The sequence below is a fragment of the Filibacter tadaridae genome, from assembly GCF_900609045.1.
In the GTDB taxonomy this organism is placed as follows: domain Bacteria; phylum Bacillota; class Bacilli; order Bacillales_A; family Planococcaceae; genus Sporosarcina; species Sporosarcina tadaridae.
On the sequence record NZ_UXAV01000044.1, the window covers coordinates 244,465 to 258,357 of the forward strand.

Here is a 13,893-nt window from a genome sequence, read left to right on the forward strand (position 1 = left end):
CTACTTGCTTGTTTTCAAATTTTCACGGAAACTGCTCACGGGGGACATTCGGCAAATCATTTACAGGCCCTCTCACCACCGGAACCCTCTCTTAAGTCAAATCAATTCGCGTACTTTCCCGTTCATCGCATCATTATGTTGTTTTCATAATTGTAGCGGAATAACGAGTTGCTCGTCAAGTATAATACGAAAGGATTGTATAATGAGAAAAGGTTATAACCCCTACCTGCTTCCGCCCTGGCTTAGAAAGACACGTTTTTATTGCAAAGGAATCATTATTCCCATTTGTGTATTTCAACTTATACGGTTATTGATCGTCCCGACGACTGGTGATTTTTTACTTCTCTGCCTACTGTGCGGTTTAGCCTTTGTTTTGCACAAGAATATCATTTAAACGGAATGACGTGGTCGACACACCGTCTTCAAGTTCTGCGATGAATGACAGTACTTCATCCGCATCATTGAATGAGGTACTGTCCAGTCTAGCAAGGGGTGCTTCAATTACTTCTTGCACCTCTTCTTTTACAACCGGCTCAATCTCCACTGCCACTATTTCAGTATACGTACACTCGACCTCCCAGACGACTGCGAATGAGCCTTGTCCGTCCACTTCAGCATCCATTTTTGCCGTGACGACTTGTAGCGGGCTTTCCGCTTTGGAAGATAAATCGATGTTCAGCGGGACAGCGTATTCAAAGTAGCCGACTTGATCGTCTAGGTCAACATCATCAATTTGAACGGTTGAATCCGCATCACTTTCCGAAGGTGTCCCTTCTTCGAATACAACCTGGACAGCAATATGGTAGATACCTGTAAGGCGGACTGCATCTTCCGTCCGTTCCTCCTTAAACCGTGGTGTAACTTGAATCGTTTCAGTTCCTGTAGGCACACCTGCATGTTCGGGGAATGAAAAGTTCTCCTGCATTTTCCATTTAACTGTTTCCATACGTGTTCCCTCCTCTTATTCCTTCACAAACAATTGTATGCATGGAAAGTCTAGTATAGAAGGATATGATGGATGAAAAAAATAGTATATGGGTTGAGAAAAAGAATTCCATTGAATTCGCTGCGGCGCTCGGGGATGCCTCCGCTGGAGATTATATGGATCGGGGGTTATCACCGTCTCTATGGCATTTATCACCGCCATCGCACTAGTTATCACCGCCTCAACCTGGGTTATCACCGCCTTAAACTGGGTTATCACCGTCTCAATGGGTTTTATCACAACCCAACCAAAAAAAGTGCTTCATTCATTTAAATTCCAATGAATGAAGCACTTTTTATAAATCACTTAGCAAGTTTTGCAAACACTGTGTGGAATGCTTCTACTGTTTTTGCAATGTGGGCTTCCGTATGTGCTGCCGACAAGAACATGCCTTCGAATTGTGATGGCGGTAGGAAAATGCCCTCTTCGGCCATTAGACGATAGTATTCAGCGAATAGCGCCAGGTCGGCTGTTTTCGCTATGTCGAAGCTTGTGACGTGTTCATTCGTAAAGAAGAAACCGATCATGGACCCTGCACGGTTTACCGTGTGAGGGATGTTATATTTTGAAGCAGCTTCACGGAAACCGGCTTCCAGCTGGTCACCAAGTTGCATAAAGTGATCATATGAAGCAGGTGTCAATTTTTTCAACGTCTCTACTCCTGCTGTCATCGCAAGCGGATTTCCTGACAATGTACCGGCTTGATAGACGTTACCCGCGGGAGCTATGTTTTCCATTAGCTCACGTTTGCCGCCGTATGCACCGACGGGAAGACCGCCGCCGATTACTTTACCGAGACATGTAATATCAGGCGTGATGCCGAAATGACCTTGCGCACAGTTGTAACCGACGCGGAAACCTGTCATGACTTCATCGAATATAAGGAGTGTGCCATGTTTCTCAGTCAACTCACGTAGTCCTTCCAAGAAACCGGGTAGTGGTGGGACAACGCCCATATTACCCGCAACCGGTTCGACAATGACTGCTGCAAGGTCGTCACCGAATTCATCGAAAGCTACTTTTACACTTTCGAAATCATTGTATGCAACTGTAATTGTGTCTTTTGCAACGGCTTTAGGAACGCCGGGGCTATCTGGAAGACCAAGCGTTGCAACGCCGGAACCAGCTTTTATGAGCAATGAATCGCCATGCCCATGGTAGCATCCTTCAAATTTCAAGATTTTTTCGCGACCTGTAACACCGCGCGCCAGGCGAAGCGCACTCATTGTCGCCTCTGTACCTGAAGACACCATACGCACCATCTCAATGGATGGGACACGGTCAATGACCAGTTTTGCTAACTCATTTTCGATACGTGTCGGCGCACCGAAACTTGTACCTGTTTCAGCAACTTTTTGAATCGCAGACACAACGTCCGGATCTGTATGACCTAAAATCAGCGGTCCCCATGATAGTACGTAATCGATGTATTCATTGCCATCGATGTCCGTAATGATTGCGCCTTTACCGCTTTGCATGAATATCGGATCCATATTAACTGATTTAAACGCGCGGACAGGTGAATTTACCCCGCCTGGCAATAAATCTATTGCTTCTGTAAATGCCTGTTTCGAGTTGTCATAATTTCTTTCCAAATTACTTCTCCTCCAACCAACGTGCCGCATCTTTCGCGTGGTACGTCATAATAATGTCTGCTCCTGCTCGTTTCATGCTTGTCAACGTTTCCAACACAACATCTTTTTCATTAATCCAGCCGTTTTGCGCTGCTGCCTTAACCATCGCATATTCACCGCTTACATTGTATGCGACAACCGGTAATGTAAAGTTGTCTTTTACATCACGCATGATATCAAGATAAGAAAGTGCCGGCTTGACGATTAAGAAATCAGCGCCTTCTGCAACATCAGATTCCGCTTCACGTATTGCTTCCATACGATTCGCAGGATCCATCTGATATGTTTTCCGGTCACCTGACTGTGGTGATGAGTTCGCAGCATCACGGAAAGGTCCGTAATAAGCGGATGCATATTTCACGGCATAGGACATAATTGGAATATCTTCAAAGCCGGCAGCATCCAAGCCTTGACGGATTGCAGCTACGAAGCCATCCATCATATTAGACGGTGCAATGATATCCGCGCCCGCTTTCGCTTGGCTTACAGCTGTACGTGCTAGTAATTCTAATGACGGATCATTTAATACTTTACCATCATGGAGAACGCCGCAGTGGCCGTGATCGGTGTATTGGCAAAGACATGTATCAGCTATTACAACAAGTCCGGGGTGACGCTCTTTAACAAAACGAGTCGCTTTTTGAACAATTCCTTCATCAGAAAAGGCTTCGGAACCTTCTGCATCTTTCGCGTTCGGTAGCCCGAATAAGATAATGGAAGGGATACCGAGTGAAACAACTTCATCAACTTCCGCTGCCAAAAGATCAAGTGAAAAATGGTAAACGCCCGGCATAGAGGCGATTTCTTCTTTCACATTTTCCCCTTCAACAACAAAAATAGGGTAAATGAATTCTTCTTTCCGTACTACAGTTTCCCTAACCATTGAGCGCAAAGCACTTGAATTGCGAAGACGACGATTGCGTCTGAAATTTAACTGTTCCATTGTAAGCCTTCTTTCCGTTTCGCTAATTTGTCTACAAGATCCACTAATGTATACGTATCAGGTCTGACGTGAACCGTTGCTCCTTTTTCAATCAATGCATTTTCCGTAACATGTCCAATCGCACCAACCGTAAAGCCGTTCCATCCCGTGTGTGGAAGAACTTTTTCCGCAAATGCCTGGACCGCAGACGGACTTGCAAATAGCACCGTCTTCTGTTTCTTTTCGTGCAATAAATTGACAAGGGCATCAATCGAATCAGTCACTTGCACTGTCGAATATAACGTCCATTCATCGACTTCAAAAGGCAATTCTTCTCTTATCGTGCCACTAGCCATTGAACCACGCAAGAAAAGAAGTCTAGGGCTGATTGTTTCATTCGCTTCGAATTCTTTAACAAATACATCCGCACTAAATATAGACGGGATGAAATCGACGACTAAGCCGATTTTCTCAAGCGCTTTGGCGGTGCGCGTACCGACTGCTGCAATTCTGGAAACAAGTAGTTCAGCCGGCATATTGTAACGCTGTAATTTCGCGCCAAATGCTTCGACTGCATTTTGGCTTGTGAAAATAAGCCATTCGTATGTCAAACAGGCTTTTAACCGTAATTCATCCGTCGGTTCATGCAGTTCAGCTACTTGGATAAGTGGTAAAGACACTGGAAGCCCGCCGTACCCTTTTACACGCTCAAATGAATCGTTTGATTTTAATGTACCCGTAAAGATAACCGTTTCATCTTGTAAAGGTCTTCGTTCATGCATCCATTTCCGCCTTCACTTTCTCAATCACTTCGGACGCCCCTTCAGCACGTAATGTTTTTGCAACTTCTTTACCTGCCTCAATTGGGTCCTTACTTATGACTGACTTCTTGAAAATCTGTGTCGCGTCTGGAGAAGCAATATAGCCTGTGAACTCAACGTTCGTTCCATCAAACTGCGCAAAACCTGCGATTGGAACTTGGCAAGACCCATCCATTTCAGTAAGGAATGTCCGCTCCGCTTCGACTTCTTTCCATGTTTTTTCGTCTGTTAATTTTGCGAGTTCCGCAAGTAATTCCGTATCGTCAAATCGACACTCAATTGCAAGTGCGCCTTGACCTACAGCAGGAATACAATCTTCGACAGACATATATTCCGTTATTAAATCTTCACTCCAACCCATCCGTTTCATACCTGCTGCAGCGAGTAAGATTGCGTCGTATTCACCCGCTTGCATCTTCTTCAATCGTGTGTCGATATTGCCACGAATCCACTTGATTTCAAGATCGGGTCTTAACAGTAGAAGCTGTGAGCTCCTGCGTAGACTGGACGTCCCAACAACCGCTCCTATTGGCAAATCCATAAATTTCACATGATTGTTGGAGATGAATGCATCGCGCGGATCTACACGCGGCGGCACACAGCCAAGGACGAGACCTTCCGGTACAACTGCTGGCATGTCTTTCATGCTATGTACAGCAAAATCGATTTCTTTATCGAACATCGCTTGTTGTATCTCTTTTACAAAAAGGCCTTTTCCGCCGACTTTCGATAACATAACATCGACAATCTGGTCGCCTTTTGTGACAATTTCCTTCACTTCAAATTCAAATGGTGCGCCAGCCGCTTTCATCTGATCGATGAACCAGTTCGTTTGCGTTAATGCAAGCTTACTTCTTCTTGAACCTACTATAATTTTTCTCAATTAAATCGTCCTTTCATATTGACGTTCAAAAAGGTTCTTGTCTTTTTGAACGAAACGCTATATCCAAAAATGGAACGCCGACAATCTACTGCCGAGGAAAAGGTTAATAATAACTATTAAAAAAGTGAATATATTCGCCCATGCAAAGTCGTTTCCTATTAGCTTGCCACTACGTTGCATAAACAATACCGACCCATAAACAGCTAAAATTAAAAATGAGCCAAGTATTTTCATGTCGAAAAATGACCAATTATCTAATGCAACCGTCGCCCATTGCACACCTAAGATAAGACTGATAAGCAAGAAAGGAAACCCTGTAAGTAAGGATGCCTTCATACTTGTTGTTGTTTGTTGGAGAGATGGCAGTCGACTGAATTGTTTTGACCACTTCTTCTTTTTTAATATATTATACACCAGAAGGTATAGAACGCCTGAAACAAACGACATTGCAAAGGCTGTATAGGACAGAATGGCAAATGTAATGTGAATGAACAGCAACTCGGAAATGAGCGCTTCACCCACTTGGGATTGCTCATTTTGTAAGGGTGCAAATGTATGAATCGTTATCAAAACAAAGCCGATTGCATTTAAGAAAAAGACGGCATAGCCTACTTTGTAAAAAAGATGGAGAATAATCGATAACGTAATGATAAGCCATGCGTAAAAGTAAATCCCTTCAAAAAGCGATAATACCGGGAAACGTTTTGTCTCAATCATATAGTCAATTAAAAATCCAGTTTGCATGACATAAACGACAACTAAAACCCAGAATGCACTACGGTGCGCCACTTTGTCTCTGTTCAAATAATCTACAAAATAAAAGACGAGGCTTACAGCATACAAAACGACCATTAACTCTTGTAGCCTCGCCATCGTCATTTCAGTCATGATATCTACTCTGCCTTTCTACCTGAAAAAGTGCGAATGTGGGTGTTAACTTAAAAAGTCAATCCGAGTTTTGTTTCGGTATTCCTGTCCACTTTGATCTTTACTCTATCTTTCGCTTGGCTTGCCAATGTTTTTTCTTCTTTTGTGACGTCTTCTTCAATACCGAATATTTGTTGGAATAAGGCTAGTTTTTCTGCTGCATTCGCATCAGTGGCCAATTCTTTCGCTTGCAAGATAGGATCTTTCAGTAGTTGATTGATAATCGATTTTGTATGTTTATTTAATACTTTTTTCTCTCGTTCAGTCAAATCAGGCATTTTATTTTCGATGCTTGTCATTGTCTCTGTTTGGATACGGCTCGCCTTTTGACGAAGTGCCGAAATAATCGGGACTACACCTAGTGTTGCAAGCCACTCCTTAAATAGACTAATTTCCCGTTCAATCATAAGACCGATTTCTTCTGAAGCTTGTTTTCTGACTTCAAGATTTGCTTCAACAATTCCTTGTAAGTCATCGATATCATATAAGAACACATTAGGTAAATCACCAATTCGCGGATCTAGGTCACGTGGTACAGCAATATCCACCATGAAAATCGGTCTACCTTTTCTAAGTCGCTTCACAAGTTGCATGAGTTCATAATCGATTACGAAACCTGCCGCTCCTGTTGAACTTATTAGGATATCTGCTTCTAGAAGAGTACATTGCAATTCTTGCATCGATTTTGCTGCTCCACCGAATTTCGCAGCAAGTTCCTCTGCCTTAGAAAGTGTTCGGTTGATAACCGTCACTTTTCCAGCTCCACTTCCGTGCAAGTTTTTAGCCGCCAACTCGCCCATTTTACCCGCGCCGAGAATGGCAATATGTTTTTGATTCAATGAACCAAATATCTTCTTACCAAGTTCGACTGCCGCGTATGACACGGATACTGCATTTTCCCCAATTGCCGTTTCAGAATGCGCACGTTTCGCCAAAGTAATTGCTTGTTTAAACAGCTCGTTAAAGAATGTACCAGTCGTTCCAATTTCCTGTGCTTTAAGGAAACTATCCCGCACTTGGCCTAATATTTGCGTTTCGCCAAGTACCATTGAATCGATACCCGCAGAAACCCGCATAAGATGATCGATTGCGCCATCATTTTCGAAGATGACTAAATGCGATGAGAAGTCTTCAAGAGGGATTTTGAACCAATCTGCTAAAAACTGTTTTACATAATAACGTCCAGTATGGATTTGATCGACGACTGCATATATTTCGGTACGGTTACATGTCGATATGATTATATTTTCCAATATGCTTTTTTGTTGTTGTAAAGCCTGCATCGCCTGTGGCAACTGTGTTTCAACGAAGGATAACGTTTCCCTAATCTCAACAGGTGCTGTTCGGTGGTTTACACCGACTACGATTGTATGCATGAGGTGTTCACACCTTTCACGTTCTATTTCACGCCTTCTAGTATAACATATGCCCATCTTTATTTTTGTATCAATTATGAAGAAACGATGACTAGTATTCATACTCTACCGGTGCCGGTTTCTGACATCATTTGTGCTTTTCAAATTGTGGCAGAAGCTGGCATCCGGATTAAAAAAAGTCCATTGAATCCCGCTTCGGCGCCTGGGGATGCCTCTCGCTGGTTTGTATAGCGCAGGATACAAATCCTTAATTATAATAATTCTAATCTATTCTACCAATGAAACCCGCCTACCGCAACGGTTATGCACCTTTCTTTTACAGGGAAAATCCGGCAACGTATGGACGTTAACCGGATTTGGATAGTTACTCATTTTCTTTTTCTGGAAGTTCCATGCGGCGCTCAATTTCAACCCATGCCTCATCCATCCCCATCGGTTTTGCAGATGAAAATAGAAGAAGTGGATCCGACTTACGTAGATTTAATCCTTCACGGACAATCTTTTTGTGCTTTTCCCATTTACCTCGCGGAATTTTATCAGCCTTCGTTGCAATGACGATGGCTGGGATATTGTAATGCACAAGGAAATCGTACATTGCACAGTCATCTTTAGTCGGTGGATGACGTAAATCAATGATTTGAATGACAGCACGTAAATGCTCGCGTCCCACCAAATACTCTTCAATCATTCTTCCCCATGTTTCACGTGAGGATTTAGAAACTCTTGCATACCCGTATCCAGGCACATCGACAAAAAATAATTGTTCTTCAATTTTATAGAAGTTCAACGTTTGTGTCTTCCCTGGCGTTGATGATGTACGTGCTAAGCTTTTTCGTCCAATCATTTTGTTGATGAATGATGATTTTCCGACGTTCGATCGTCCTGCAAGAGCAAACTCGGGGTATCCTTCAGCGGGATACTGTTCCGGTCTGACTGCACTCATGATCATTTCAACGTTATGAACTTTCATTTGAAGCCGCCTCCAGTGCAATTTCGAGGACTTCTTCTGCGTCGGAAACGAGTTTAAACGTTAACTCTTTACGGACGCTTTCTGGAATATCTTCGATGTCGCGCTCATTATCACTTGGCAAAATAATAACCGTCAAGCCTGCGCGATGAGCACTTAATGTTTTTTCTTTCAAGCCGCCGATCGGTAATACACGACCCCGCAGTGTTACTTCGCCGGTCATGCCAACTTCTTTGCGGATAGGACGTTTCGTCAATGCAGAAACAAGTGCCGTGACAATCGTAACTCCTGCTGAAGGGCCATCCTTTGGAGTGGCTCCTTCTGGTACGTGGATATGAATATCACAGTTCTCATAAAAATCAGGATCAATCCCGAATTCTTTAACTTTCGAGCGTACATAGGACAGGGCTGTCTGGGCAGATTCCTTCATCACATCACCCAGTTTACCAGTCAAGATCAGTTTACCTTTTCCGGGGGATAATGAAACTTCTATTTGCAACGTATCGCCGCCTACTTGTGTATAAGCCAGTCCCGTTGCAACCCCAATCTGATTCACCGTCTCCGCTTGGCCATATCTATATTTTTTCTTACCAATTAGCGATTCAAGCGTATTCGTATTGATTGTAACAGTCTTTTTCTCCCCGGTAACGATTTTCTTCGCAGCTTTTCTGCAAATCCCTGCAATTTCACGCTCCAAACCACGTACACCAGCTTCTCGCGTATAATACCGAACGATATCCATAATCGCCTCTTCGTTAAATCGTACTTGCGATTTCGTCAAACCATGTTCTTTCAGTTGTTTCGGTATCAAATGATTTTTTGCGATGGATTGTTTCTCTACCTCAGTATAGCCCGCAATCGAAATGATTTCCATTCGATCACGGAGCGGTCCTGGTATCGAACCTAAGTCATTTGCAGTAGTGACGAAAAGAACATTCGATAAATCATACGGCTCTTCAATATAATGATCGCTGAATGTATCGTTCTGTTCCGGATCTAATACTTCAAGCATGGCCGACGAGGGATCCCCACGGAAGTCATTTGACATTTTATCGATTTCATCCAGGAGGAATACAGGATTGATAGTCCCTGCCTTTTTCATCCCTTGAATAATTCGTCCCGGCATCGCTCCGACATACGTCCGTCTATGACCGCGGATTTCAGACTCATCGCGTACTCCGCCAAGCGAAACGCGGACAAAATTTCTGCCGAGCGATTCCGCAATTGAACGAGCAAGTGAGGTTTTACCCACACCCGGAGGGCCCGCTAAACAAAGGATTGGACCACGTAACGTTTTTGTTAATTGGCGTACAGCCAAATATTCAAGTACACGTTCCTTCACTGTTTCCAATCCATCATGATCTCTGTTCAGGATTTTTTCAGAACGTTTAATGTTCAGCTGATCCTTCGTAGCCTCAGTCCAGGGCAACGAAACAAGCCAGCCGAGGTAATTTCTAATGATTCCACTTTCAGCTGAAGCAGAAGAGATTTTTTCGTATCGATCGAGCTCGTGATACGCCGCTTCTTTTATCTCTTTGGACATGCCAGATTTTTCTATTTGGTGAGTTAGCTGAGCTATTTCTATGCCTTTTCCATCCTTATCACCTAGTTCCATCTGTATGGCTTTCATTTGTTCACGCAAATAAAATTCTTTTTGCGTTCTTTCGATTGCTTCCTTAACGCGTTTGCTTATTTTCTGTTCAAGACCAAGCACTTCTTGTTCATTGTAAAGTCGGCTTATCAGCCATTCTAGCCGTTCATTGACATCTAGAATTTCTAGAATTTCTTGCTTCGCAACAAGCTGCAACGGTAAATTAGATGCTATCGCATCCGCTAATCGGCCGGGTCCCGTTATAGACGCAACGGAATCGTATGTCTCCATCGTTAAACTCTTCGATAGTTCCACGTACTTTTTAAAATGTGTAAGCAATGTTCGTACAAGGGCTTCAGACTCATGAGTTTCTTCTTCATCATCAGGGGAACTGACGATGTCAACAACCGGGTAAAGGTCGGCTTCTTCGTAATTCGACCATTGTGCCCGCTCTAAGCCTTCAATTAGCACACGGTATGTCCCATTAGGAAGCTGCGTCAGCGATTTTACTGAGGCTAATGTCCCTACGTTATATAAATCTTCCGACTCGGGATCTTCTAGACTTGTGTCCCTTTGTGTTGCTAAGAAAATGAGGTTGTCTTGGGCAATTGCATGTTCGATGGCAAAAACGGAGCGCTCTCTTCCGACATCAATATGTAAAATCATCGTTGGGTAGACTAGCAACCCGCGAAGCGGTAGAACCGGTATGTTTTTTTTCTTTTTTGTTGGCATGTGGAAGGCACCTCCTATTTTTATGTATGATTACAGCTATTCATGAGAAAAAGAAAAAGCTGACAACCGATATGCGCGTTTATACGCGCGTCGTCGGAGTCAGCTTCATCCTTCAGGCGTTACGCCGAATTTCTTTCGTTATCCATTTCAACAATCGTGCCATCTTCTTTATAAAGGATTGGGCTTGATTGTCCCAAGACAGCTTCTTTTGTAATGATGCATTCTTCAACTTCTTCAAGTGAAGGCAATTCATACATGACGTCAAGCATCGTATTCTCGATGATTGAACGTAATCCACGAGCACCCGTTTTGCGTTCGATTGCTTCTCTTGCAATTTCCAACAACGCCTCATCTTCAAATCGAAGAGCGACATCATCAAGTTCGAACATTTTCTGATACTGCTTAACAACTGCGTTCTTAGGAACCGTCAAGATCTGGTAAAGCGTATCTTCACTCAGTTGTTCCAAGCTAGCAAGAACAGGTAACCGGCCGATAAATTCAGGGATAAGTCCAAAACGTTGAAGGTCTTCAGGGATCAATTTCGACAACAAAGAACCTTCTTCTTTTAAGACATTTGGTTCTGAACCGAAACCGATTATTGTTTGTCCAAGACGACGTTTAATGATATCTTCTATTCCGTCAGCACCGCCTACGATGAATAGTATATCCGTTGTATCAATTTGTATGAATTCTTGGTGAGGATGTTTACGTCCGCCTTGTGGTGGCACACTCGCAACTGTTCCTTCAAGAATTTTAAGAAGTGCTTGTTGGACACCTTCACCTGATACGTCTCTTGTAATGGAGGCATTTTCAGATTTACGTGCTACCTTGTCAATCTCATCAATATAGATAATGCCTTTTTCAGCACGTTCTACATCATAATCCGCAGCTTGAATCAGTTTAAGCAAAATATTCTCAACATCTTCGCCCACATAACCTGCTTCAGTCAGTGAAGTTGCATCAGCAATAGCAAACGGAACGTCAAGGATTCTAGCAAGTGTTTGCGCAAGAAGTGTTTTACCACTACCTGTCGGGCCGATTAGAACTATATTAGATTTCGATAGTTCTACATCATCAATCTTACTTTGTGAATTGACACGTTTATAGTGATTATAGACAGCAACAGAGAGCGCTTTTTTTGCGCGGTCCTGCCCAATTAAGTATTCATCGAGTATACTTTGTATTTCCTTCGGTTTCGGAACGTCTTTTAGTTCAAATCCCTCTTCAAGACCGACTTCTTCCTCAACGATTTCAGCACAAAGTTCAACGCATTCATCACAAATATAGACGCCTTGACCAGCGACTAACTTTCGAACCTGCTCTTGGGATTTCCCGCAAAAGGAACAGTTCAAGTTATCTTTTTCATCGTTAAATTTGAACATTATGCTCACCCCTATTCAAGTGATTATCTTACAAGATTCATCGGTTTTTATCAACTAATTAGAATTTGACTGTCATGTAGAGCTATATGCATTGACATAAAGAATCCTCTCAACAACGCTCGGCGCTTGGGGATGCCTCCCACAATAAGCCGGACAGAAGATCGCTGTCAGTCTTATTGCTTCGGCTATCCCAGTGAGGCGCCTTCGCTGGAGACTATATGGAATCATTAGTTCAACATATATAGAAGAACTCTTTCTATTAAAAACAAGGTACGGTCTTCCGTACCTTGTCCTTATGCTACTTTATCATTCAGTGATTTTTGCGTTTTCAACTAGGAACTCTACAGCTTTATTGAATCGAAGATCGTTTTCAAGAACTGAAGTTCCGCCAAGTGTTGTTTTAATCTGCTCAACATCCATACCGAATTGTTCAGACATTTTTTCAATCTCAACATTGATATCTTCTTCAGATACTTCAATGTTTTCAGCATTGCCAATTGCTTCAAGAACCAATGATACGCGGACACGATTTAACGCATCGTCTTTCATTTGTGAACGAAGTGCTTCTTCGTTTTGTCCTGAGAATTGGAAGTAAAGTTCAAGATTCATGCCTTGCGTTTGTAGACGTTGTTCGAATTCAGTCATCATACGGTCTGTTTCTGATTTAATCATCGCTTCAGGGATGTCGATTTCAGCATTTCTTGCAGCTGCTTCAACAAGATCATCGCGAAGTGCTGTTTCAGAACCCGTTTTCTTCTCTTCTAATGTTGTTTCTCTTAATTTTGCACGCAATGCATCAAGGTTTTCTACTTCTTCGTCGATTTCTTTTGCAAGTTCATCATTTAATTCTGGAATTTCTTTTGATTTGATTTCATTGATTTTCACTTTGAATACTGCAGGTTTACCAGCAAGCTCAGCAGCATGATACTCTTCAGGGAACGTCAATTCAACGTCTTTTTCTTCCCCTTGCTTCAATCCGATTAATTGCTCTTCGAATCCTGGGATGAATGATCCTGAACCAATTTCAAGGTCATATCCTTCAGATTTTCCACCTTCAAATGCTTCTCCATCAGCGAATCCTTCAAAATCAAGGTTTACAGTGTCGTTGTTTTCTATTGCGCCTTCTTCTTTTACAACCAATTCTGCAAAAGCTTTTTGGCTTTCTTTCAATCTTTCTTCGATTTCTTCTTCTGTTACTTCTGTTTCCAAACGTTTCACTTCAAGACCTTTGTAGTCTCCAAGTTTTACTTCAGGTTTCACTTCTACAGTTGCTTTGAAAATAAGAGCTTTTCCTTTTTCCATCTGTTCAATATCGATTTCAGGCGTATCGATTGGATTGATAGCTGCTTCGTCAACAGCTGTCGCATATGCTTCTGGAAGAATGAAGTCAAGCGCTTCGTTGTAAAGTGACTCAACACCATACATCTTTTCAAACATTTGACGCGGCATTTTCCCTTTGCGGAATCCTGGTGCCTGTACTTGTTTAACAACTTTCTTGAATGCTTTGTCAAGACCTGCAGTAACTTCTTCTGCTGGTACTTCAATTGTAAGAATTCCTTTGTTTCCTTCTTGTTTTTCCCATTTAGCTGACATAATAAAATACCTCCGTATCGTTTTGGCGAATCTGATTTTTTTTACTTATCATGTGTATTCAAAAAAGAGTTGTATAGCTG

The 13,893-nt window shown here is 42.5% G+C and carries 12 protein-coding genes and 1 other annotated feature (1 of these 13 only partly in view); of the genes, 1 reads left to right on the plus strand and 11 read right to left on the minus strand.

The genetic code is table 11. From position 1 onward, the window contains the following. Nucleotides 1-135: a binding site (T-box leader), on the minus strand; it reaches 98 nt to the left of the window's first position. 226 nt (nt 136-361) lie between these two features. Further along, entirely contained in the window at nt 362-946 is a 585-nt protein-coding gene (locus FILTAD_RS14260; RefSeq protein WP_124071637.1) for a hypothetical protein, read from the minus strand. A 68-nt stretch (nt 947-1,014) separates the two neighbouring features. Between FILTAD_RS14260 and FILTAD_RS15850 the strand changes: the two genes are divergently transcribed. Continuing rightward, entirely contained in the window at nt 1,015-1,155 is a 141-nt protein-coding gene (locus FILTAD_RS15850) for a hypothetical protein (RefSeq protein ID WP_160117621.1), read from the plus strand. 132 nt (nt 1,156-1,287) lie between these two features. Here FILTAD_RS15850 and hemL read toward each other — a convergent pair whose 3' ends face one another. From hemL to tig, 10 genes are all read right to left on the minus strand, one after another. After that, on the minus strand, nt 1,288-2,580 hold the full coding sequence (gene hemL, locus FILTAD_RS14265) for a glutamate-1-semialdehyde 2,1-aminomutase (protein ID WP_203229722.1): 1,293 nt from the start codon (nt 2,578-2,580) through the stop codon (nt 1,288-1,290). 1 nt (nt 2,581) lies between these two features. Beyond that, a complete protein-coding gene (gene hemB / locus FILTAD_RS14270) occupies nt 2,582-3,562 on the minus strand; it encodes a porphobilinogen synthase (RefSeq protein WP_124071639.1) in 981 nt (326 codons plus the stop codon). Beyond that, the gene (locus tag FILTAD_RS14275) at nt 3,550-4,323 is read right to left on the minus strand and encodes a uroporphyrinogen-III synthase (protein ID WP_124071640.1); all 774 of its coding nucleotides are present in this window, start codon (nt 4,321-4,323) and stop codon (nt 3,550-3,552) included. Before FILTAD_RS14275 ends, hemB begins: the two co-directional genes overlap by 13 nt. Continuing rightward, on the minus strand, nt 4,316-5,245 hold the full coding sequence (gene hemC, locus FILTAD_RS14280; RefSeq protein WP_124071641.1) for a hydroxymethylbilane synthase: 930 nt from the start codon (nt 5,243-5,245) through the stop codon (nt 4,316-4,318). Before hemC ends, FILTAD_RS14275 begins: the two co-directional genes overlap by 8 nt. A gap of 57 nt (nt 5,246-5,302) precedes the next feature. After that, nucleotides 5,303-6,133, minus strand: a complete 831-nt coding sequence (locus tag FILTAD_RS14285; protein ID WP_124071642.1) for a cytochrome C assembly family protein — start codon at nt 6,131-6,133, stop codon at nt 5,303-5,305. A 50-nt stretch (nt 6,134-6,183) separates the two neighbouring features. After that, on the minus strand, nt 6,184-7,548 hold the full coding sequence (gene hemA / locus FILTAD_RS14290; RefSeq protein ID WP_124071643.1) for a glutamyl-tRNA reductase: 1,365 nt from the start codon (nt 7,546-7,548) through the stop codon (nt 6,184-6,186). A 364-nt stretch (nt 7,549-7,912) separates the two neighbouring features. Continuing rightward, nucleotides 7,913-8,518, minus strand: coding sequence for a ribosome biogenesis GTP-binding protein YihA/YsxC (gene yihA / locus FILTAD_RS14295; protein WP_124071644.1), 606 nt, complete (start codon nt 8,516-8,518; stop codon nt 7,913-7,915). Next, nucleotides 8,505-10,838 carry an endopeptidase La gene (lon, locus tag FILTAD_RS14300; protein ID WP_124071645.1) on the minus strand — a complete coding sequence of 778 codons (2,334 nt, stop codon included), beginning with the start codon at nt 10,836-10,838 and terminating at the stop codon, nt 8,505-8,507. Before lon ends, yihA begins: the two co-directional genes overlap by 14 nt. A gap of 119 nt (nt 10,839-10,957) precedes the next feature. Continuing rightward, on the minus strand, nt 10,958-12,220 hold the full coding sequence (gene clpX / locus FILTAD_RS14305) for an ATP-dependent protease ATP-binding subunit ClpX (protein ID WP_124071646.1): 1,263 nt from the start codon (nt 12,218-12,220) through the stop codon (nt 10,958-10,960). A 306-nt stretch (nt 12,221-12,526) separates the two neighbouring features. After that, nucleotides 12,527-13,813 carry a trigger factor gene (gene tig / locus FILTAD_RS14310; protein WP_124071647.1) on the minus strand — a complete coding sequence of 429 codons (1,287 nt, stop codon included), beginning with the start codon at nt 13,811-13,813 and terminating at the stop codon, nt 12,527-12,529. Between the last annotated feature and the right edge of the window lie 80 nt (nt 13,814-13,893).